Genomic DNA, 20896 nt, shown 5'->3' on the forward strand with positions numbered 1-20896 from the left:
GGCTTGTGACAGAACCCACTTCGAAGAACGCCGGCAACGGTCGCGTCCCCGCACTGGAACTGACGGGGGCGCGACTGTCCTTCGGCGAACGCACACTCTGGCAGGACCTCGACATCACCGTGGAACCCGGCGAATTCGTCGCCGTCCTCGGACCCAACGGGTCGGGCAAGACGTCCCTGCTGAAGGTGCTGCTCGGCCAGCTCGCCCTCAGCTCCGGCACCGCGCGCATCGCCGGATCACCGGCGCGGAAGGGCAATTCGCACGTCGGATACATCCCCCAGCAGAAGTCGCTCGACGACGGGCTGCCACTGCGGGGCCGCGACCTCGTCGGCCTCGGAGTCGACGGCCACCAGTGGGGAACCGGCCTCCTCCGGCGAGGCCGGCGCCGTGCGATCGTCGACGCGGCAATCGCCGAAGTCGGCGCCCAGAACTACGCGGACGCGCCGATCGGTTCCATGTCCGGCGGCGAGCAGCAACGACTGCGTATCGCGCAGGCCCTCGTCGGCAATCCGCAGATCCTGCTGTGTGACGAACCGCTGCTCAGCCTCGACCTGGCCAACCAGAATCTCGTGTCGGGACTCATCGACCGGCGGCGACGCACCCACGACACCGCGGTCCTGTTCGTCACCCACGAGATCAACCCGATCCTCCCGCTCGTCGACCGCGTGCTCTACCTCGTCGACGGACAGTTCCGCATCGGCAAACCGGAAGAGGTCATGACGTCGGAGGTGCTGTCCGAGCTGTACCGCACCGACGTCGAGGTGCTGCACGTACGCGGCCGTCTCGTCGTGATCGGCACCGGCGACGCCATCGACGCGCTCGGCAGCGCGGGCGGCCTCCGCCCCGGCGAGGGTGTGCACCACACGGACGAGGGACACGCATGAGCAACAAGTTCACCGACGCGATGTCGCACATGTTCGATGTCTCGGCCACCGTCGACCTCCTGCAGTACGACTTCGTCCAGCAGGCATTGATCGCCGGCGCCATCCTCGGCCTGCTGGCAGGAGCCATCGGCCCGCTCATCGTGAGCAGGCAGATGTCGTTCGCCGTGCACGGCACGAGCGAGCTGTCCCTGACCGGTGCGTCGGCGGCCCTGCTCATCGGCGTCAGCGTCGGAGCCGGCGCCATCGCCGGGTCGGTGGTCGCGGCGGTCCTGTTCGGACTACTCGGCGCGAAGGCCCGCGACCGTGACTCCGTCATCGGCGTCATCATGGCGTTCGGGCTCGGCCTGTCGGTGCTGTTCATCTGGTCGTACCAAGGGCGCACCGGCACTAGTTTCTCGCTGCTGATCGGCCAGATCGTGGCGCCAGGAGACAGCGGCCTGCAACTGCTGCTGCTCTGCGCTGTGCTGGTCATCGGGGCCCTCGGCCTGATCTACCGTCCCCTCCTGTTCGCCAGCACCGACCCCGACGTCGCCGAGGCCCGCGGCGTGCCGGTCCGTGCGCTGTCGATCGTGTTCGCCGTGCTCGTCGGCATCACAGCCGCGCTCGGCGTCCAGATCGTCGGCGCCCTGCTGGTGATGGCACTGCTCATCACCCCCGCCGCAGCCGCCGCCTACGTCACCGCCAGCCCATTGAAGGCCACGATCCTGTCGATCGTGTTCGCCGAACTCGCCGCCGTCGGCGGCATCCTGCTGTCGCTCGCACCCGGTGTGCCCGTGTCGAGCTTCGTCACCACGATCTCGTTCGTCATCTACCTCGTGTGCCGGCTCAGCGGATCCTCCCGACGCAAGAACGCGGGACGCATCACCCCCACCCACACACACACGCACTGAACCGCCACTCTCCGCGATCCGACGGCCGAACCGGCCCTCCCACGCCGAAGAGTGGAGGCTCAGTACAACTTCTGACCTACAGGTGGTCGGGGAAATACGGCGCCAGCGTCGTCGCCACCTTCGTCGCCTGATCACACGCCGCGTCGACGGTCGTGAAATCCTCCAACTCGCTGTACCCGATCATGAACTCGAGAATCCCCGGCTCGATCGCCACCGACACCGTGCACGCACTGCCGCCACGGAAATCCGACACCAGAGCACGCCGCCCGCCGATCTCGGTCTCACTCAGGACGTCGAAGCGGTCGTCGCTCTTCACGCTGTCGGGTGCTTCACCGATTGCCGAAATGACGACGCCGTAGTCAGGATTACGTGATCGAAATGAGCATGAGCGATTCGCCGACTCGTCCGAAAGCCGCGATCCTGCGCGCACGTCGATCTGCGCCGCTTTGAGTGACTCTTGGGTAAAGCCGTCACACGGGTGAAACGCAATCTCGTTCACGGGTTGTTGCGCCTCTGCACCATCCACTGGAGTTGAACAACCTGCAATTGCGGCAATCGCCACGATGCCGAATGCCGAAGCGACGCTCTCCGACCGACGTTTCACAGGTCGCCTCCGACCGAACCCAGACTCAACGCGATCGCCGCGTCCTGCTCGTTATAGCGCGCGAGGACCGCCTCGAACATCGATTTCATATCCTTGGCATACGTTTGATGCGCTGCGAACAGGCCAACCGCCGTGTTCGCGAATTCGATGCCGCCGCCTCCGATAGCCTTTTCGTCGAATTTCCGTGCGAGTTTCTTCGCCGAGTCGATGTCCCGCTCACCGATTCCCAGATCATCAGCCCGAAGCTTCTGACGAGCTTTGTCAGCCAAGTCGCCCATCAACTCCGCATGCTCCTGGCACAGCTTGATGCACCGCTCTATGCCGGCGGTGTCGAGTTCGAGCCTGCCTCCCCCGACGACGTTTTCGGTGAAAGCCTTCCATCCGGCTTCCGGTGCTTCTGGCCCCGCCATGTTGGTGTCCCCTCCGTGTGTCCTGCTGTGTCCCCACCTGTGCAATCGCCGGCGCGTGGCAATCTACCAACCGCGGGCACCGACCGACCCCGCTCGAGGAGTGGTACCGACCCCGATCAGGGTGTCGAGCGAAGATACGAGCTGTTCGGGGCCTGCCGGGTGCGCAGCGGCAGGATCGTGCGGTCCGATCGCGTAACGTCCGTCGCCGGCGATGTCGATCCATTGCATGACGCCGACGTCCCTGCCGGTGCCGTAACGGGGGCCGCGGAAGACCCGGATCTTCCCGCGTCCCGCGTATCCCTTCTGCACGGCGGATTCGAGTCGCGGGGCGGGCGCCGCCCTATTGACCTCCTGCAGGATTCCTCGAGAGAAGTGGGTGTCCTGTTCGTCCCGACGCTGGAACCGGCGTCGGCCTGCTGCGTTCTGCGGGATCAGCCCGATCAGCTGGGCGCCCAGGCGCCCGGCCGCACCGGCGCCGATCACCACGTCGCCGCCGATCTGCGGTACCCGGCCGGGGAGCTGCGACGCGATCACCACCCATTGCCGGTGTTGCGCACCGATGATGCGGATCGGGGTCTCATCGGCGCTGGAACCGGAGATCTCGACATACGCCTCGGGCTCGGCGAGCACGCCCAACGCCGACCTCACATCGTCGTGTTCGGCTCCCGCGAAGGCTTCTCGTATCCGGTTCTGCTCGGCGACATATGCATTGAGCCCGGGGTGTGCGCTCACTATCCGGAACGGGTACGGGGTGCGGTCCTGGCCGGTGCCGGCCCACAGCACGGCGAACAGTTCGGGTCGCAGCCGCCAGTTGCGCATGTTCATGCGCCGATCACCGGTGGAGAGACGAGGGGCAGTTTGCCGATCAACTCGTTGCCGTTGTCGAGGGTGATCAGGTAGTCGGGCGTCTTGTGTTCCTTGTCCTCGCCGCCGCCTTTGGCGCCCCCTGCGCCGCCCATCATTCCCCCGCCCATCGGGCCGGTGCCCCGCATTCCGGTACCGGCGCGACCTCCGGCGGTGGCCCCCGCCACCCCGGGGGTGGTGCCGGGCCGTGCCACGGTCCCCGGCCGATTCCCGGTGCCGACGCCACCGCCGAGTCCGCCGACGCCGAGCCCGCCTCCACCAGGACCCCCACCCGCACCTGCGGATCGTGAGCCGGCGCCCGAGGACGAATCGGCGCTGGAAGGCATGCCCGACCGGCTCTGCGCCTGATCACCCGTCACCGAGGCCGGGGCCGTCGTCGCCGGTGCGGTGGCAGCCGACGGCGTGGTTGCTGCATTCTGCTGCGTGCCGTCCGCAGCGGGTGCGCCGTCCACACTTGGCTCGGCGGAGGGGTCGTTCACGGGAGCGTCGCCGGAATTCGGCTGCCCGGCGCTCGGTCCGCCGAACCGATCGGTCGAACTCGGGGTGCCGCCCGCGTAGTCGATACCGGGCCCGGCCGGACCCGAAGGAACGTCGACGATGCTCTCCGGCTTCGTGAACGACGGGACGTTGCCGTCCGACGTCGCGAGTCCCGGGTTGTAGATCGTGGCCATCTTCTCGCGCGCTTCGTCCTCGCGCCGGTAGTACTCGTCTTCGGTGTCCGTGTCCCAGGGCGTCAACTTGTCCCACAGTCCGGTGCCGATGGTTTCGGGAACCTGCGACCGAAGCGACGCGACCGTCTCCGCCAGCGGCGTCAGCGCGGCCGCCACTCCGTGAAGTTGCTCCTGCGCCTGCGGCGCGGAGGTCGAGTACCGCTCGGTCTCGCAGTAGGCCGCCGACGCGGCAGCACCTTGCCAGCTCTCGCTGATCGTCTTCTTGATCGCGTCGCTGAACTCGACGATCGCGTGGTGGGCCGTCGTCCCCAGTTCGGCCCAGGCTCTTGCGATGCCGCTGACGTGCTCGACATTCATGCCGGCGACGGCACTCGCGATCCTCGCGTGGTCCCACTGGTCCGAGTGAAAGTTCTCGGGATCCTTGATATATGCCGGGTCGGTCACGATTCCCCCTCCGATGACGCACAGTCAATTGTTCTGACGCAGCAGGACCCTCACCGGTTCCGCCCGCCCCCGCGAGAAATCTACAAGACGGCACTCGGAACCCTAGTATCGAATATGTGCCGGCAATCGATCTGAACAGCGACCTCGGCGAGAGCTACGGCGCCTGGACCCTCGGCGACGACCTGGCGATGCTGAAGCTCGTGACCAGCGCCAACGTGGCCTGCGGCTTTCATGCAGGCGATCCCGCGACCCTGTTGGCCACCTGTTCGGCGGCGGCCGAGCTGACGGTGCGGATCGGCGCGCAGGTGGGCTACCACGACCTCGCCGGGTTCGGGCGCCGGTTCATCGACGTAGCCCCACGTGACCTGACGGCCGACGTCGTCTATCAGATCGGCGCCCTCGACGGTCTCGCCCAGGTTTCCGGCTCGGCGGTGGCGTACGTGAAGCCGCACGGCGCGCTGTACAACGCGATCGTGCATCATCGCGAGCAGGCCCGCGCGGTGGTCGAGGCGGTCAGCGCGTACGACCCGACGCTTCCGGTCCTCGGTCTGCCCGGTTCCGTGTTCCTCGAGGAGGCCGAGAAGGCGGGACTGCGGACGGTCACCGAGGCGTTCGCCGACCGCGCATACACCCCCGAGGGAACGCTGGTGCCGCGCACGACGGACGGGGCCGTCCTGCACGATCCCGCGGTGGTGGCCGAACGGGTCCGCAGTCTCGTCGTCGATCACACCGTCGAAGCGATCGACGGCACAGTACTCACGGTCACCGCCGAATCCGTCTGCGTGCACGGTGATACGCCCGCAGCTGTCGAGATGGCCACTGCCATCCGGTCGTTGCTCGACACCGAGGGCATCACGGTGGAGGCGTTCGTGTGATGCGCATCCTCGACGTCGGAGAAAGCGCAGTCCTCGCCGAGTTCGAGGACCTCGGCACCGTGCTCGCGCATTTTCGTGCGCTGGACGACTCCCGGCCACCCGGAGTCGTGGAGGTGATCCCGGCTGCGCGCACCATCCTGGTGCGGTTCGACCACGGCGCGACCAGCCGTGACCGCGTCGCCAAGTGGGTGCGGACCACGGAACCGGAGGCGGCGGTCGCCGAGGATTCCCCCGACGAGATCCGGATAGCCGTGCGCTACGACGGTCCCGACCTCGAGGACGTGGCCGAGCTGACCGGTCTGGGTGGCGACGGCGTCGTCGCCGCACACACCGGAACACCGTGGACGGTGGCGTTCTGCGGCTTCGCCCCCGGTTTCGGCTACCTCACCGGCGGCGCACCCGAACTGCACGTGCCGCGACGCGCGACGCCTCGGACCTCCGTCCCCGCCGGGACCGTGGCATTGGGAGGGGAGTTCACGGGAATCTATCCCCGCAGCTCGCCCGGCGGCTGGCAACTCATCGGCACCACCGACGAACCCATCTGGGATGCCGAACGCACTCCCCCCGCTCTGCTCCGCCCCGGCGTCGTCGTGCGCTTCGCGCCCGTGAGTACTTATTAACCGCCCGACGTTAATAAGTACTCACAGGCGCGAAGCGCATTGTGTCAGTGCAGATCTGCCATGGACCGCACATGGCGCGCCGCGACCGACAGCGATGCGAGATCAGGGGTGGCTGCGGCGTCGATCTCCCCCAGCGTCCGACGAGCACGCTCAATCCTCGCCCGGTTCGTACTCTCCCACAGCAGAATCCGGGAGTCCGGCGCATCACCGGGCTCCCCCGACGACAGTACGTCCCGTGTCAGGAGCCTGACGCTGCGGTACAGGTCGTCCCGCAGCGCCACCCGGGCGAGGGTGTGCCACCGCTCGCCCCGCGGAAGCGCCGACACCTTGATCAGCCACTGATCCACGCCGAGGTGATCGGAGAGCGCGAAGTAGAGCGGCGCCACCTCGGCGACGTCGTGCTCCAGTTCGCGGGCGACGTCGACGATGTCGAGCAGGCTGAACCGGTAGAGGCCATCCGCGATTCGCCGGGCGATGGACGTCTCGACGCCCGCCTCGTCGTAGAGGCGACGCGTTTCCTCCATCGCCAGCACCTCCGCGCCGCGGAGCCATCCGCCGACGTCACCGGAATGCGTGTGGACGTGGCGTCGGAAATTGTCGATCTCGGCGTCCACCGACAGCGGCTGACGACGGTTGGCGAGGAACCACCGCGACGCCCGGTCGAGCAGCCGGCGGGCCTCGACGACCAGCTCGTACTCTGTCGCCGGTGGCAGCTTCGCCGCGGCGATGTCGGACCAGAGTTCCGCGAGCCCGAACACTTCCGACGTGATGACGAACGCGCGCACCACATCCGCCGGCGCGGCCCCCGTCTCCTCACGCAGCCGGTACGCATACGTGAGCCCGCCGCGGGCGAAGATGTCGTTCACGATCTCGGTGGCGAGGATCTCCTGGCGGAGGGGGTGCGCGTCGACGGGGAGGACGGAGCGCAGCGCAGCCGGGAAGTACGCGCCGAGCCGTTCGGAGAAGTACCCGTCGGCGAAGACGTCCGTATCCTCGACTTCCGCTTTGAGATCCAGCTTGGCGTGGGCGAGGAGCGTCGCCAGTTCCGGCGAGGTCAGTCCGAGCCCTGCCTCCGACAATTCGGCGAACCCCTCGGCGTTCGGGAGCGCCTCCAGCTCGCAGTCCAGACCGCACTTGTCGACCAGCTCATTCACCATCCTCGAGTGCACGTCCACCATCCGGTGGGCGTTCGACCGGGCGTCGCCGAGTACCCGGTTCTGCGCGCGATTGTTCGCGAGCACGAGTTCCGACACGTCGTCGGTGAGCGCCCCGAGCAGGTCCGAGCGCCGAGCCGGGTCCAGCCGCCGGTCGACGGGCAGCGAGTCGAGCAGGATCTTGATGTTCACCTCGTGGTCCGAGCAGTCCACTCCGGCCGAGTTGTCCAGTGCATCCGTGTTGACGAGCCCACCCGCGCGGGCGAATTCGATGCGGGCGAGCGGCGTCATGCCCAGGTTGCCGCCCTCGGCGACGGCGCGTGCACGCAGTCGGCCCGCGTCGATCCGGACGGTGTCGTTCGCTTTGTCACCCGCGTCCGTGTGCGACTCCGACGAGGCCTTGACGTACGTCCCGACTCCGCCGTTGAACAGGAGGTCCACCGGGGCGGCGAGGATGGCGCGGATCATCTCCGGCGGCGTCAACGTCGTCACCGACGGAGCGAGGCCGAGCGCCGTCCGTATCTGGCTGCTCACCGGGATCGACTTGCACTCGCGCGACCAGACGCCGCCACCCTCACTGATGAGGGTCCGGTCGTAGTCGGCCCACGACGACCTCGGCAGCTCGAACAACCGGCGGCGTTCCTGCCAGGCCTGCTCCCGGCCGGGAGTGGGGTCGACGAAGATGTGGCGGTGGTCGAACGCGGCGACCAGCCCGATGCCGGCACTCGCCAGCATGGCGTTCCCGAAGACGTCGCCGCTCATGTCGCCGATCCCCGTAACTCTGAAACTGTCACGGTCGACATCGATACCGAGTTCGGCCAGATGCCGGGTGACGCTCACCCACGCACCCTTCGCGGTGATGCCCATCTTCTTGTGGTCGTAGCCGACCGAACCGCCGGACGCGAACGCGTCACCGAGCCAGAAGTCGTACGTCCGGGCAACCTCGTTGGCGGCGTCGGAGAACGTGGCAGTGCCCTTGTCCGCCGCCACCACGAGGTAGGGGTCGTCACCGTCCCGGCACACGACACGGTCCGGATGAACTGATTCGGCTGTGTCCGAACGGTTATCGGTGACGTCGAGCAGACCGGAGATGAACTGCCGGTAGCACTCCTGGCCGGTGGACGACGGATTGCGCACGACGAAACCGCCCTTGGCGCCCGCGGGCACGATGACGGCGTTCTTCACCGCCTGCGCCTTGACGAGTCCGAGGATCTCGGTGCGGTAGTCGTCGAGACGGTCGGACCAGCGGAGCCCGCCGCGCGCGACGGGTCCGTATCGCAGGTGCACGCCCTCCATTTCCGGTGAATACACGAAGACCTCGTAGAACGGCCGCGGTCGCGGAAGCTCGTCGATCTCGGCGGAGCGGAACTTCAGCGACAACTGGGGCCGAGCCGGACCGAGGGCTCCGTCCCGATAGAAGTTCGTGCGGGTCGTCGCCGCGACGAGGCTCGAGTAGGCGCGCAGGATCCGGTCGGCGTCGAGGCCCTCCACCTCGGCCAGCAGCGATTCGACTCGGCGCGCACGCGGTTCGACTTCGTCGTCGCGGGAGGTGCCGCCACCGGGACGGGATGGATCGAAGTGCGCGTGGAACAGATCCACGAGCGCCGACGCGAACTCGGGACGCGACAGCAGGACCGCCTCGATCCGGCCCTGGTCGTAGGGCAGAGCACTCTGCCGCAGGAAGCGTGCGTACGCGCGCAGGAGCACCACCTCCCGCCAGTCCAGGCCGGCGGCTAGCACCAGCACGTTGAACCGGTCCGCCTCCGCGCGGCCCGACCACATCGCACGAAACGTTTCCAGGACGGCCTCGGGTTCGACAGATCCCGACGCCACCGCGGACGCGACGAGCGGTCCCGCGGACACCCGGAAGTCGTAGAGCCGGCACACCAATCCGTCGGCGCGGCGGAACACCGACGTCCGCTGGTCGACGACCTCGAGGTCGAGACTCCCGAGGAGTCGGAGCACCCGCTCGAGCGACACGGTCGAGCCTCCGCTGTAGAGCGTGACCCGGAATTGCCGGTTTTCGTTCGGTCCGACGGTGTCGACGTGCAGGTCGAATGCGTCGGCGGTCAGTCGGTCGAGGATGGCGACGTCGGGAACCGGCGGCCGATCCCGTTCCTCGACATAGCCTTCCGGCAGGGACAGTGCGAGCGTGGACGTGGTCGAGCTCATAGATTCTCTCCGTTGAGATCCGGGCGCCGTGTGGTTGTCGTGGAAAACGAGAAAGATCCGTCCCGCGGGCGCCATTGACCGCGGGACGGATCGAGTGTCAGGACACGGGTGTGTCGGCAGACGGGGTGTGTCAGGAGTTGCGGTGTGCGTCCGCGATGTCGAGGACAGTGTCGAGGATCGCGAGCCCCTCACGGGCCTCGGCCTCGGTGACGGTGCACGGCGGCACAGCGTGAATGCGATTGAAGTTGGCGAACGGCAGCAATCCACCCGCCTTGCACGCCGCGATCACTTCGTTCATCGCCGGACTGGAGGTGCCGTACGGTGCGAGCGGTTCCTTCGTGGCACGGTCGGAGACCAGTTCGATCGCCCAGAACACGCCGAGCCCGCGGACTTCACCGATCGACGGGTGCCGGTCGGCGAGGCCACGCAGCCCGGGACCGAGGATTTCGCTGCCGATCCGGGCCGCGTTCTCGACGATCCGCTCGTCCTCCATCGCGTTGATCGTCGCAACGGCGGCCGCGGTGGCGAGCGGGTGTCCCGAGTAGGTGAGTCCGCCGGGGTACGGCCGGTCGGCGAACGTCGCCGCGATCTTCTCGCTGATCGCGACACCGCCGAGCGGCACGTAGCCGGAGTTGACCCCCTTCGCGAACGTGATCAGGTCGGGAACGACACCGAAATGGTCGATCGCGAACCACTTTCCTGTCCGGCCGAACCCGGACATCACCTCGTCGGCGATGAACACGATGCCGTAGCGGTCGCAGATCTCGCGCACACCGGCCATGTAACCGAGCGGGGGCACCATGATCCCCGCGGTCCCGGGAACCGATTCGAGCACGATCGCTGCGATCGAGTTCGGCCCCTCGAGACGGATCAGCTGGTCGAGGTGCTCGAGCGCGCGCTCGGTTTCCTGCTGCTCGTTCTCGGAGTGGAACTGCGACCGGTACAGGAACGGTCCGTGGAAGTGGACGACTCCGCTGTTGCCGTAGTCGTTGGGCCACCGGCGCGGATCGCCGGTGAGGTTGATCGCGGTGTCCGTGCCACCGTGGTACGAGCGGTACCGCGACAGCACCTTGTAGCGGCCGGTGTGCAGCCGAGCCATGCGCACCGCGTGCTCGTTGGCGTCAGCGCCGCCGTTGGTGAAGAACACCTTGTTCAGGTCACCCGGGGTCCGCTCGGCGATCAGCCGCGCGGCCTCGGAGCGGGCGTCGTTCGCGTACTGCGGTGCGATGGTGCACAACTTCGCGGCCTGGTCCTGAATGGCGGCAACGACTTTCGGGTGCTGGTGCCCGATGTTCGTGTTGACGAGCTGGGACGAGAAGTCGAGCATGCGGTTCCCGGCGCCGTCCCACACGTACGAACCCTCGGACGCGAGGATCGTCATCGGGGTGATCTGCTCCTGCGCGGACCACGAATGAAACACGTGCGCACGGTCGAGGGCATACGCCCGCTCCCCCTCGGCGCGGGCCGCGTCGAGGGACTGACCGGTGGGGAGGAGTTCCTGGCAGACTGTCGTCGTCATGACCGTAGGTCCTTTCCGGCTCAGTTGTTCTGGGGGAAGCCGAGGTTGAGGCCGCCGTGGCTGGGGTCGAGCCAGCGGGTGGTGACGACCTTGCCGCGGGTGAAGAAGTGCACGCCTTCGGTGCCGTGGGCGTGGCTGTCGCCGAAGAGGGAGTTCTTCCAGCCACCGAAGGAGTAGTAGGCCATCGGGACGGGGATGGGGACGTTGATGCCGACCATGCCGACCTCGACCTCGTTCTGGAACCGTCGGGCGGCGCCGCCGTCGTTGGTGAAGATGGCGGTGCCGTTGCCGAACTGGCTGGAGTTCACCAATTCCAGGGCCTCGTCGTAGGAGTCGACGCGGATCACGGACAGGACCGGTCCGAAGATTTCGTCGGTGTAGACGGACATGTCGGTGGTGACGTGGTCGATCAGGGTCGGGCCGAGCCAGAACCCGTCGGTGCCGCCATTCGCCTGCACGGTGCGGCCGTCGACGACGATGGTGGCGCCGTCGTTTTCTCCGGCGTCGATGTAGGAGGCGACCTTGTCGCGGTGCACCTTCGTCACCAGCGGTCCCATGTCGGAGTCCTTGGTGCCGTCGCCGATCTTCAAGGTGGCGGTGCGGTCCTTGATCTTGGACACGAGTTCGTCGGCGATGTCCCCGACCGCGACGAGGGCGGAGATGGCCATGCAGCGTTCGCCGGCGGAGCCGAAGCCGGCGTTGACCATGGCGTCGGCGGCGAGGTCGAGGTCGGCGTCGGGGAGGACGATGGCGTGGTTCTTCGCCCCGCCGAGGGCTTGGACGCGTTTGCCGTGGGCGGTGCCGGTGGCGTAGACGTACTGGGCGATGGGGGTGGAGCCGACGAAGCTGATGGCCTTGATGGCGGGGTTGGTGAGGAGTTCGTCGACGGCGGTCTTGTCGCCCTGGAGGACGTTGAACACCCCGGCGGGCAGGCCGGCTTCGGCCCAGAGTTCGGCCATCCAGATCGCGGCGGTCGGGTCCTTCTCGGACGGCTTCAACACGACGGTGTTGCCGGCGGCGATGGCGATGGGGAAGAACCACATCGGGACCATGGCGGGGAAGTTGAACGGGGAGATGATCCCGACCGGGCCGACGGGCTGGCGGATGGAGGAGACGTCGACGTTGGTGGAGGCGTTCTCGGTCATGCCGCCCTTGAGCAGGTGGGGCATGCCGCAGGCGAATTCGACGACTTCCTGCCCGCGGCTCACCTCACCCAACGCGTCGGAGACGACCTTGCCGTGCTCGGAGGTGATGATCTCGGCGAGTTCGCCCTTGCGCTCGTTGAGCAGTTCCCGGAACTTGAACACGATGGAGGAACGCTTGGCGAGGGAGGTGTCGCGCCAGGCGGGGAACGCGGCGGCGGCGGCATCGATCACGGCGCGGGCGTCCTCGACGCTGGCGAGGGCGACCTGCCCGGTCACGGCACCGGTCGCCGGGTTCGTCACGGGCGCGGTGTTGCCGCTGGTACCGGTGAAACTCTTGTTGTCGAACCAGTGCGAGATCGTTCGGGTCTGCGCTGCGCCATCGCTGTGGGTCATGAAATGGGTGTCCTTACCGAGAGAGCCGATACGCGGGAACTCCGCGTGAAGTGCGATGTCTTCACTCTGGTCCGTGAACCAGCCCCCAGAGCCCGACGATCTGTATAGAAATCCGGCTTCTGATTTACACTGCGTAAATGCAGCCCACCATCGTCGACATCCTGGCGCTCCCGGTCGTGCAGGCGGGAACGCCCGAGGTGATCGGCGGCGGACCGCTCGACAGGCCGGTGCGATGGGTGCACGTCAGCGATCTACCCGACCTGTCGAACCTTCTCCAGGGTGGCGAACTCGTCCTCACCACCGGCCAACCCCTCGCGGACGACTCGTCGAGCGTGGCGTACCTGGAGGGACTGGCCGCGGCGGGCGCAGCCGGACTCGTCGTCGAACTCGGCGTCCACGTCGACACCGTGCCGGAAGGGGTGGCGCGCGCCGCCGACAGACTGTCGTTCCCGGTGATCGCGCTGCACCGCCAGATCCGGTTCGTCGAGGTCACCGAGGAGGTGCACCGATCGATCGTCGCGGAGCAGTACGACGAGGTCGCCTTCGCACGGCACGCACATGAGGTCTTCACCGACCTGAGCATGAAGCGGGCGTCGCTCGGTGAGATCGTCGACGCCGCGGCCGGCATGCTCGGCGCCCCGATCGTGCTCGAGGACCTCAACCGGCAGGTGCTGGCCTTCGCAGCGCAGGGAACCACGGCGGCGGATCTCCTCGCCGAGTGGGAACGTCGGTCGCGGCTGACGCCCGTATCGCGTCAGACCGCGGTCGACGGCCCGGAGTCGTGGACGACGACGCCCGTCGGCGCACATCGGCAGGAATGGGGACGACTCGTCGCCCCTCGCCCCGTCGCCGCGGAAGGTCGGGCGCGGATGACCCTCGAGCGTGCCGCGCAGGCGCTCGCACTGAACCGCATGGTCGAGCAGGACCGGACCGCACTCGAGCAGCAGGCCCAGAGCGGACTCGTCGACGAACTCCGCCGCGGGCGCATCCAGGACGAGGCAGAGGCGACCGCGCGCGCCCATGCGCTCGGCCTCCGTCCAGCACTGACCTACCTGCCGATGACGGTGCGAGTCAGCGAAACCGCCAGCACCGACCAGGTTCTCGCGCAGCGACGCCGAGTGAACATGCTCGATGCCGTCCGCCACGCGGTCCGGACGTCGCGGCAAACCGCACTCACCGCGAACACCCGCGCCGGGCAGATCGACCTGCTCCTGTCCCATCCGCCGGCGTCCACACCCGACGCGCTGCCCGAACTCTGCGCGGCGATCCGTGCCGCGCTCACCCGTCTCGACGGCGTCCTGCATTGCACGATCGGCGTCGGTCCCGAATCGACCCGGCTCCTGGACGCCGCGGGCGGCCTGACGGAATCCGCTCACATCGCCGAGGTCGCGCTGTCGTTGCCACCGGGCGACAAGGCCTTTCACCGAGCAGCCGACATCCGGTTGCGCGGTCTCCTCGCCCTCATCCGGAATGACCCGCGGGTGCAGGCCTTCGCCGAGACCGAACTCCGCGGCCTGCTGGAGTATCAGGCGCGCCACGGCGGCGACAGCGTCGACGTCCTGCGCAGCTTTCTCGAACTCGGTGGCAACAAGACGGAACTCGCGAAACAGCTCCACCTCTCCCGCCCCACGCTCTACGCGAAATTGGCCACGATCCAGCGCCTGCTCGGTGTCGACCTCGACGACGCCGAGTCCCGGACGTCGCTGCACACGGCGATGCTGATCCTGCGGCTCCGCCACCCGTGAGTACTTGTTAACGGCGGGCGGTTAATAAGTACTCACGGGGCGAAGCCACTGGCCGAACATCCTTCGACGAGGACCGGCTCAGGGTGCCGGCATCCGAATAGTCGCGAGCCAGCACCCCATGGTTGAGAATTATCTTCACAACTGTTGGCAAGAATGGACGTTTTCTTCACTATTGGCACCTACCAATCGAATTTCCGACAGCACGGAGCTCTCATGAAGATCGGCATCCCCCGCGAAATCAAGAACCACGAATACCGTGTGGCCATCAGCCCCGCCGGTGTCCACGAACTCAGCGAACGCGGCCACGAAGTCGTCATCGAATCCGGCGCCGGCATCGGCTCGTCCTTCGCCGACGAGGACTTCAAAGCCGCAGGCGCCCAGATCCTCTCGACCGCCGACCAGGTATGGGACACCGCCGACCTGCTCCTGAAGGTCAAAGAACCCATCGCCGAAGAATACGCACGCCTGCGCCAGGGCCAGGTGCTCTTCACCTACCTGCACCTCGCCGCGTCCAAGGACTGCACCGACGCCCTGCTCGCATCGAAGACCACCTCGATCGCCTACGAAACCGTCGTCGGCGGCGACGGCTCCCTCCCCCTGCTGGCCCCGATGAGCGAGGTCGCCGGACGCCTCGCCCCGCAGGCCGGCGCCTACCACCTCATGCGCCAGGGCGGCGGCCGCGGCGTCCTGATGGGCGGCGTCCCCGGCGTGCGCCCGGCGAAGGTCGTCGTCATCGGTGCCGGCGTCTCCGGCCGCAACGCCATCGCCGTCGCCTACGGCATGCAGGCCGACGTCACCGTCCTCGACCTGTCCATCGCCCGCCTCCGCGAGATCGACGCCCAGTACTCCGGCCAGGTCAAGACCATCACCTCCAACAGCCTCGAACTCGAACAGGCCGTCCAGGGCGCCGACCTGGTCATCGGTGCGGTCCTCGTCCCGGGCGCCAAGGCACCCACCCTCGTCTCCAACACCCTCGTCTCCCGGATGAAGCCAGGCTCGGTCCTCGTCGACATCGCCATCGACCAGGGCGGCTGCTTCGAGGACTCGAAGCCCACCACGCACGCCGAGCCCACCTACCAGGTCCACGACTCCGTCTTCTACTGCGTCGCGAACATGCCCGGCGCCGTCCCCCGCACCTCCACCTACGCGCTCACCAACGCCACCCTCCCCTACGTCGTCGCCCTCGCCGACAGAGGCTGGAAAGAGGCCACCGCGACCGTTCCCGGACTCGCCGAGGGACTGTCCACCCACGACGGACAGCTGCTGTCCACCGAAGTCGCTGCTGCGCACGGCTACACGGCGGTGCCGCTGCCTGCCTGAGCGACATCGCCCGGCTAGGCGCCGAGACCGAATGCGACGAGGAACCCGAGTGCGGTGGACAGGCCGACCCACCACCCGCCTTCGCGGTACGCCTCGGGCATCAGCGAGTCCGCAAGCACGGCGATGGTCGCGCCTCCGGCGAACGCCTGGACCGTTGCGATGGTGCCGTCGGAGATGGTGTCGGACACGGCGTCGGCGCCGATCACGACCAGCACCAGCAGGGCTGCAGTCGCCGCCCACACGGACAGCGCACGACCGCGACTGAAGTGCGGCTGTGCTCGCATGGAGGCCGCGCCCGCCACCGCCTCCGGCACGTTTCCGACGGCGACGGCCACGAGCAGCACCACCCCGCCGGCGCCGCTGATCGATACGCCGAGGGCGGTGTTCTCGGGGATGCCGTCGAGTAGCGCACCGAGCATCAACGCCCAGCCCAGTGCGCCCGCACCCAGTTTCAGCTCGATGAGCCGGTCCGCGCCCACGTAGACGAGTGCTCCCGCGAACAGGGCCGCGCCTGCTGTCCAGATCCCCTCGGTCTCGAACGCGGGCTGGAACAACTCGGTGGACACGGCGGCGACCATCGTTCCGGCACCGAAGGCCATGAGTGCCGCGAGAACCGGCCGCGGCAGGTCGAAGCGCAATCCGACGACTGCACCGATCAGCAAGGGCAGGGCCGTACCGAGGCCGTACAACGTCGCGGTCAACATGGTCGAGAGCGTATCCACAAGACCTGCGGATGCGGGACAATCGAACGATGGCTTGGCTCGAGGTCGTGCGCACCGGACCCTTCACCACCGTGCAGGATCGTGGCCGCCCCGGTTACGCGTCGATCGGCGTCGGCGAGTCGGGTGCCGCCGACCGCGACGCGCACGACAGCGCAAACCGTTTGGTGGGCAACCATTCCGACGCAGCAACCCTGGAAGTCACGCTCGGTGGGCTCGCGGTGCGTGCGGCCGGGACCGTCTCCGTCGCCGTCACGGGCGCCCGCAACCCCGTCACCGTCAACACCGAACCCCGGCCCGACTACACGATGCTGCACCTGAATACCGGGAACCTGCTGGAGATCGCGTTCGCGTCGGAGGGCCTTCGCAGCTACGTCGCGGTGCGCGGAGGTTTCGACGTGCCCGCGGTGATGGGGAGCCGGTCCACCGACACTCTGTCGGGGATCGGCCCCGATCCCGTCGCCCTGGGTGATCGGCTGCTGGTCGGCGCGGATGCCGGCGACTGGCCTGCGGACGAGATCATCCCCCCACCCGTAGCTCCCGAGGATCCGCTGACGATGCGGGTTCGGCTCGGACCGCGGGACAACTGGTTCACACCTGCGTCCGTCGAGGCCCTTCTCCGCGAGACGTGGACGGTCAGCTCCGACACCAATCGCGTGGGGGCGCGGCTCGAGGGTCCGGGACCGTTGCACCGCGCCGTGACGCACGAGATGCCGAGCGAGGCCATGGTTGCGGGGGCACTGCAGGTGCCGCCCAACGGTCGGCCCATCCTGTTCCTCGCCGACCATCCGGTGACCGGCGGCTATCCGGTGATCGCCGTGGTCACCGAGGCCGACCTCCCGGTGGCCGCACAATTGCGGCCCGGGCACCGAGTCCGCTTCCACCGCGCGGTGGCGTCGCCGATCCCGAGGTGACCGTGGCGGAATCTAGCCCCGGCGACGGCGGGCGATGTCGGCGAGCACGACACCCGCAGCGACGGACGCGTTGAGCGATTCGACGGGGCCTGCCATCGGGATGCTGAGGATGGCGTCGCAGTTCTCGCGGACCAGACGCGACAATCCCTTGCCCTCGGAGCCGACGACGACCACCACGGGGCCGCTGCCGTCGAACTCGTCGAGGGTGGTGTCGCCACCCGCATCGAGACCGACCACCTGAACACCCTTGGACGCCCAATCCTTCAGCGTGCGAGTCAGATTGGTGGCGCGGGCGATCGGCAGGCGGGCCGCCGCGCCGGCACTCGTCCGCCACGCGACCGCGGTGACCGACGCACTGCGGCGCTCCGGGATCACCACACCGTGACCACCGAACGCGGCCACCGAACGCACGACGGCACCGAGGTTGCGGGGATCGGTGATGTTGTCGAGGGCCACGAGCAGCGGCGCCTCCTGATGCTTGCGGGCCTCCGCGATCAGGTCGTCGGGGTGCGCGTAGCGGTACGGCGGCACCTGCAACGCGATGCCCTGGTGCATGCCGTTGGCGCTGAGCCGGTCGAGATCGGTCCGGGGAACCTCGAGGATGGAGATGCCCGCGTCGGCCGCCCGCTGAACGGATTCCTTCAGGCGATCGTCGCTCTCGGTCCCGACCGCGACGTACAGCGCGGTCGCGGGGACACCGGCGCGCAGGCACTCGACGACGGGGTTGCGGCCCAGCACCGTCTCGGGGCCGTCGAGCACCTTGCGTCCGGCGGTCTGACGACCGCGCCCGGGCTGCTTGTCGGCTTCCCTGGCTGCGCGGGCGGCGCGCTTGGCGGCGGGGTGCTTGGTGCGGGCCTCCGCGGGCGGCGTGGCGCCGCGGCCTTCCAGCCCCTTGCGGCGCTGGCCACCGGAACCGGCGACCTGCCCCTTCTTCGTACCGGTCTTGCGGATGGCTCCGCGCCTACTCGAATTTCCAGCCATTACTACTGTCCTGCCTTGAGAGACCACTCGGGCCCGTTGGGGGTATCGGTGACCTCGATGCCCGCCCGGATGAGACGGTCACGCACCTCGTCGGCCACAGCCCAGTTCTTCTCGGCGCGGGCACTCTGCCTGCGCTCGAGTTCGGCCCGGACCAGAACGTCCAGGGCATCGGTTGCCGCGGACGCATCCGCGGTCTCCTGAGTCCAGTGCTCGTCCAGCGGGTCGACGCCGAGGATTCCGAGCATGGCCCGGACCTGCGACGCGATCTCGCGCGCACGCTCGAGACCTCCACCGTCGAGGGCGATATTGCCCTCGCGGACCTTGCCGTGCACCTCGGCGAGCGCGGCGGGGACGGCGAGGTCGTCGTCGAGCGCGCGAGCGAACGCCTCCGTCCACCGACCGACGGACACCTCACCGGCACGCTCCTGCGTGCGCATGACGAACGACTCGATCCGGCGGAACGCCGCGGCCCCCTCGTCGAGCGCGGTGTCGGAGTACTCGAGCATCGACCGGTAGTGGGCACTGCCCAGGTAGTACCGAAGCTCTTGCGGCCGAACCTTTTTCAATACGTTCGGCACCGAGAGAACGTTGCCGAGCGACTTCGACATCTTCTCGCCACCCATGGTGACCCAGCCGTTGTGCAGCCAGTACTGCGCAAAGTCGTCGCCGGCACACTTGGCCTGCGCGATCTCGTTCTCGTGGTGCGGGAACACCAGGTCCAGGCCACCGCAGTGGATGTCGAACGCCGCCCCGAGATAGAACTCGGCCATCGCGGAGCATTCGAGGTGCCAGCCCGGACGGCCCCGGCCCCACGGCGTCGGCCACGACGGCTCACCCGGCTTCTCCGCCTTCCACAGCGTGAAGTCGCGGGGATCACGCTTGCATTCGCCGGCGCTCTCGCCCTGGTGCACGTCGTCGAGCTTGTGCCCGGACAGGCTGCCGTACCGGGGGTAGCTGCGGACGTCGAAGTAGACGTCCCCGCCCGCCGCGTACGCGTGGCCGTTGTCGATGAGGCGCTGCATCATCTCGACCATCTGTGTGATGTGCCCGGTGGCACGCGGCTCGACGGACGGCGGCAGCACACCCAGCTGCTGATAGGCCCACGTAAAGGACCGTTCGAACGTGGCGGCCCACTCCCACCACGGCCTGCCCGCCTCCGCGGCCTTGTTCAGGATCTTGTCTTCGATGTCCGTTACGTTGCGGACGAACGCCACGTCGTAGTCGTGGGCGAGCAGCCACCGTCGCAGCACGTCGAAGGCGACGCCGCTGCGTACGTGGCCGATATGGGGGTCGCCCTGCACCGTGGCGCCACACAGGTACACCGATGCGTGTCCAGGGGCCAGCGGAACGAAGTCACGCATGGCCCGCGTCTCGGTGTCGAATAGGCGCAGGGTCACGACCAGCGATCCTACCTGGCGCTTCGATCGGGAATGACCAACGCGGTGGCCATGGCGGCGATCCCCTCGCCGCGCCCGGTGAGGCCGAGCCCGTCCGTGGTGGTCGCGGACACCGAAACCGGCGCGCCCAGAATGTCGCTCAGCACCTTCTGCGCCTCGTTTCGGCGCGGGCCGATCTTCGGCCGGTTCCCGATCACCTGGACGGCGGCGTTGGCGATGCCGAAGTCGTCCTCTTCGAGGAGCCGGCGTACCTCGGCGAGCATCGCGGCACCGCTCACCCCGGACCACTCGGGCCGCCCGGTTCCGAAGACGGAGCCGAGATCGCCGAGCCCGGCGGCGGAGAGCAGGGCGTCGCAGAGTGCGTGAACGGCCACGTCGCCGTCGGAATGACCCGCGCAGCCGTTCTCGTCCTCGAACAGCAGGCCGGCCATCCAACACGGCCGACCCTGCTCGATCGGGTGGACGTCCGTCCCGATTCCGACTCGCACTAGTGCGCTCCCTCTTCCACCAGCGCGCGGGCCAGCACGAGGTCCAGCGGCGTGGTGATCTTGAATGCTGTGGGTTCTCCGACGATGCTGCGGACCCGTTCGCCGAGACGCTCCACCAGGCCGGCGTCGTCCGTGGCAATGCCGTCGGCGGCGTCGTAGGCGCGCCGGAGCAGTTCCGCGGTGAAACCCTGCGGAGTCTGCACTGCCCGCAGTTCGGACCGTTCGGGGGTGCCGGTGACCGCGCCGAGAACGTCGACGGTCTTGATGGTGTCCGTCACCGGGAGGACGGGAATGACCGCGTTGCGACCGCACCGCAACTCCGCGACCACCCGCGCGATGAGCGTCGGCGGCGTGAGCGCGCGGGCGGCGTCGTGCACGAGCAGGTATTCGGCGTCGTCCGCGACGGCGAGTCCGGCACGAACCGAATCGGTCCGCTCGCTTCCACCGGCCACGACGGTGACGCCACCGGGGAGGAGGGTCCGCGTCGACTCGACCAGTTCCTCCGGAACGATCACGACGACGCGGTCGACAGCCCCCGACTGGAGGAGCCCGTCGACCGCGCGTGCCAGCATGGTCGTCCCACCCAGATCAACGAATGCCTTGGGCTTGTTCTCGCCCAAACGCACTCCCTGACCTGCGGCGGGAACCAGCGCGACTACAGGACCCTTTCCCTCGGCCACTGTGTGT

19 protein-coding genes are annotated in these 20896 nt (G+C 68.2%); 7 read left to right on the plus strand and 12 right to left on the minus strand.

All coding sequences use genetic code 11. The features are described 5' to 3' along the window. The first annotated feature begins 5 nt into the window (after nucleotides 1–5). Nucleotides 6–884: a metal ABC transporter ATP-binding protein gene (locus ACFVJ3_RS19080; RefSeq protein WP_378453505.1), complete on the plus strand. Its 879-nt coding sequence runs from the start codon at nucleotides 6–8 to the stop codon at nucleotides 882–884. Continuing rightward, nucleotides 881–1774, plus strand: a complete 894-nt coding sequence (locus tag ACFVJ3_RS19085) for a metal ABC transporter permease (RefSeq protein WP_378453506.1) — start codon at nucleotides 881–883, stop codon at nucleotides 1772–1774. Before ACFVJ3_RS19080 ends, ACFVJ3_RS19085 begins: the two co-directional genes overlap by 4 nt. A gap of 76 nt (nucleotides 1775–1850) precedes the next feature. On the opposite strand, the gene ACFVJ3_RS19090 is transcribed toward ACFVJ3_RS19085, so the two are convergent. The 4 genes from ACFVJ3_RS19090 to ACFVJ3_RS19105 form a co-directional block, all read right to left on the minus strand. Then, entirely contained in the window at nucleotides 1851–2378 is a 528-nt protein-coding gene (locus tag ACFVJ3_RS19090) for a DUF3558 domain-containing protein (protein ID WP_378453507.1), read from the minus strand. Further along, nucleotides 2375–2788, minus strand: a complete 414-nt coding sequence (locus ACFVJ3_RS19095; protein WP_378453508.1) for a hypothetical protein — start codon at nucleotides 2786–2788, stop codon at nucleotides 2375–2377. Before ACFVJ3_RS19095 ends, ACFVJ3_RS19090 begins: the two co-directional genes overlap by 4 nt. A 63-nt stretch (nucleotides 2789–2851) precedes the next feature. Then, nucleotides 2852–3613: an ESX secretion-associated protein EspG gene (locus tag ACFVJ3_RS19100; protein ID WP_378453509.1), complete on the minus strand. Its 762-nt coding sequence runs from the start codon at nucleotides 3611–3613 to the stop codon at nucleotides 2852–2854. Then, nucleotides 3610–4767: a hypothetical protein gene (locus ACFVJ3_RS19105; protein WP_378453510.1), complete on the minus strand. Its 1158-nt coding sequence runs from the start codon at nucleotides 4765–4767 to the stop codon at nucleotides 3610–3612. The genes ACFVJ3_RS19100 and ACFVJ3_RS19105 overlap by 4 nt, the downstream gene beginning before the upstream one ends. A gap of 116 nt (nucleotides 4768–4883) precedes the next feature. Between ACFVJ3_RS19105 and ACFVJ3_RS19110 the strand changes: the two genes are divergently transcribed. After that, nucleotides 4884–5642: a LamB/YcsF family protein gene (locus ACFVJ3_RS19110; RefSeq protein ID WP_378453511.1), complete on the plus strand. Its 759-nt coding sequence runs from the start codon at nucleotides 4884–4886 to the stop codon at nucleotides 5640–5642. After that, the gene (pxpB, locus tag ACFVJ3_RS19115; RefSeq protein ID WP_378453512.1) at nucleotides 5642–6262 is read left to right on the plus strand and encodes a 5-oxoprolinase subunit PxpB; all 621 of its coding nucleotides are present in this window, start codon (nucleotides 5642–5644) and stop codon (nucleotides 6260–6262) included. Before ACFVJ3_RS19110 ends, pxpB begins: the two co-directional genes overlap by 1 nt. A gap of 44 nt (nucleotides 6263–6306) precedes the next feature. Here pxpB and ACFVJ3_RS19120 read toward each other — a convergent pair whose 3' ends face one another. The 3 genes from ACFVJ3_RS19120 to ACFVJ3_RS19130 form a co-directional block, all read right to left on the minus strand. After that, on the minus strand, nucleotides 6307–9588 hold the full coding sequence (locus ACFVJ3_RS19120; protein ID WP_378453513.1) for an NAD-glutamate dehydrogenase domain-containing protein: 3282 nt from the start codon (nucleotides 9586–9588) through the stop codon (nucleotides 6307–6309). Nucleotides 9589–9718: 130 nt separating this feature from the next. After that, entirely contained in the window at nucleotides 9719–11107 is a 1389-nt protein-coding gene (locus ACFVJ3_RS19125) for an aspartate aminotransferase family protein (protein WP_378453514.1), read from the minus strand. 20 nt (nucleotides 11108–11127) lie between these two features. Next, a complete protein-coding gene (locus ACFVJ3_RS19130; RefSeq protein ID WP_378453515.1) occupies nucleotides 11128–12645 on the minus strand; it encodes a CoA-acylating methylmalonate-semialdehyde dehydrogenase in 1518 nt (505 codons plus the stop codon). 137 nt (nucleotides 12646–12782) lie between these two features. Between ACFVJ3_RS19130 and ACFVJ3_RS19135 the strand changes: the two genes are divergently transcribed. Next, nucleotides 12783–14390, plus strand: a complete 1608-nt coding sequence (locus ACFVJ3_RS19135) for a PucR family transcriptional regulator (RefSeq protein WP_378453516.1) — start codon at nucleotides 12783–12785, stop codon at nucleotides 14388–14390. A 213-nt stretch (nucleotides 14391–14603) separates the two neighbouring features. Beyond that, nucleotides 14604–15710 (plus strand): alanine dehydrogenase, encoded by a 1107-nt coding sequence (gene ald / locus ACFVJ3_RS19140; protein WP_378453517.1) that lies wholly within the window; start codon nucleotides 14604–14606, stop codon nucleotides 15708–15710. A gap of 14 nt (nucleotides 15711–15724) precedes the next feature. Here the strand turns inward: ald and ACFVJ3_RS19145 are convergent, their stop codons facing one another. Then, the gene (locus tag ACFVJ3_RS19145) at nucleotides 15725–16414 is read right to left on the minus strand and encodes a ZIP family metal transporter (protein ID WP_378453518.1); all 690 of its coding nucleotides are present in this window, start codon (nucleotides 16412–16414) and stop codon (nucleotides 15725–15727) included. Between the two features lie 47 nt (nucleotides 16415–16461). Here ACFVJ3_RS19145 and ACFVJ3_RS19150 point away from each other — a divergent pair, with 47 nt between their 5' ends. Continuing rightward, nucleotides 16462–17343 carry a biotin-dependent carboxyltransferase family protein gene (locus ACFVJ3_RS19150; protein WP_378453519.1) on the plus strand — a complete coding sequence of 294 codons (882 nt, stop codon included), beginning with the start codon at nucleotides 16462–16464 and terminating at the stop codon, nucleotides 17341–17343. A gap of 12 nt (nucleotides 17344–17355) precedes the next feature. Here the strand turns inward: ACFVJ3_RS19150 and rlmB are convergent, their stop codons facing one another. The 4 genes from rlmB to ispD are packed head-to-tail and all read right to left on the minus strand — an operon-like array spanning nucleotide 17356 to nucleotide 20889. Next, nucleotides 17356–18324 carry a 23S rRNA (guanosine(2251)-2'-O)-methyltransferase RlmB gene (gene rlmB, locus ACFVJ3_RS19155; protein WP_378453520.1) on the minus strand — a complete coding sequence of 323 codons (969 nt, stop codon included), beginning with the start codon at nucleotides 18322–18324 and terminating at the stop codon, nucleotides 17356–17358. Between the two features lie 2 nt (nucleotides 18325–18326). Further along, complete coding sequence (cysS, locus tag ACFVJ3_RS19160; protein WP_378453521.1) at nucleotides 18327–19721, minus strand: cysteine--tRNA ligase; 1395 nt, start codon at nucleotides 19719–19721, stop codon at nucleotides 18327–18329. Between the two features lie 11 nt (nucleotides 19722–19732). Beyond that, nucleotides 19733–20209, minus strand: coding sequence for a 2-C-methyl-D-erythritol 2,4-cyclodiphosphate synthase (gene ispF, locus ACFVJ3_RS19165; protein WP_378453522.1), 477 nt, complete (start codon nucleotides 20207–20209; stop codon nucleotides 19733–19735). Beyond that, nucleotides 20209–20889, minus strand: coding sequence for a 2-C-methyl-D-erythritol 4-phosphate cytidylyltransferase (gene ispD / locus ACFVJ3_RS19170; RefSeq protein ID WP_378453523.1), 681 nt, complete (start codon nucleotides 20887–20889; stop codon nucleotides 20209–20211). Before ispD ends, ispF begins: the two co-directional genes overlap by 1 nt. Between the last annotated feature and the right edge of the window lie 7 nt (nucleotides 20890–20896).

Source organism: Rhodococcus sp. NPDC127593 (assembly GCF_042671975.1).
Lineage (GTDB): Bacteria > Actinomycetota > Actinomycetes > Mycobacteriales > Mycobacteriaceae > Rhodococcus_F.

Excerpts from the sequence above, each read along its gene's own strand:
- ald (WP_378453517.1), top strand. The coding sequence starts at position 14,604 with ATGAAGATCGGCATCCCCCGCGAAATCAAGAACCACGAATACCGTGTG.
- ACFVJ3_RS19150 (WP_378453519.1), top strand. The coding sequence starts at position 16,462 with ATGGCTTGGCTCGAGGTCGTGCGCACCGGACCCTTCACCACCGTGCAG.
- ACFVJ3_RS19130 (WP_378453515.1), bottom strand. The coding sequence starts at position 12,645 with ATGACCCACAGCGATGGCGCAGCGCAGACCCGAACGATCTCGCACTGG.
- ACFVJ3_RS19120 (WP_378453513.1), bottom strand. The coding sequence starts at position 9,588 with ATGAGCTCGACCACGTCCACGCTCGCACTGTCCCTGCCGGAAGGCTAT.
- ACFVJ3_RS19125 (WP_378453514.1), bottom strand. The coding sequence starts at position 11,107 with ATGACGACGACAGTCTGCCAGGAACTCCTCCCCACCGGTCAGTCCCTC.
- ACFVJ3_RS19135 (WP_378453516.1), top strand. The coding sequence starts at position 12,783 with ATGCAGCCCACCATCGTCGACATCCTGGCGCTCCCGGTCGTGCAGGCG.
- pxpB (WP_378453512.1), top strand. The coding sequence starts at position 5,642 with ATGCGCATCCTCGACGTCGGAGAAAGCGCAGTCCTCGCCGAGTTCGAG.
- ACFVJ3_RS19095 (WP_378453508.1), bottom strand. The coding sequence starts at position 2,788 with ATGGCGGGGCCAGAAGCACCGGAAGCCGGATGGAAGGCTTTCACCGAA.
- ACFVJ3_RS19100 (WP_378453509.1), bottom strand. The coding sequence starts at position 3,613 with ATGAACATGCGCAACTGGCGGCTGCGACCCGAACTGTTCGCCGTGCTG.
- ACFVJ3_RS19145 (WP_378453518.1), bottom strand. The coding sequence starts at position 16,414 with ATGTTGACCGCGACGTTGTACGGCCTCGGTACGGCCCTGCCCTTGCTG.
- rlmB (WP_378453520.1), bottom strand. The coding sequence starts at position 18,324 with ATGGCTGGAAATTCGAGTAGGCGCGGAGCCATCCGCAAGACCGGTACG.
- ACFVJ3_RS19085 (WP_378453506.1), top strand. The coding sequence starts at position 881 with ATGAGCAACAAGTTCACCGACGCGATGTCGCACATGTTCGATGTCTCG.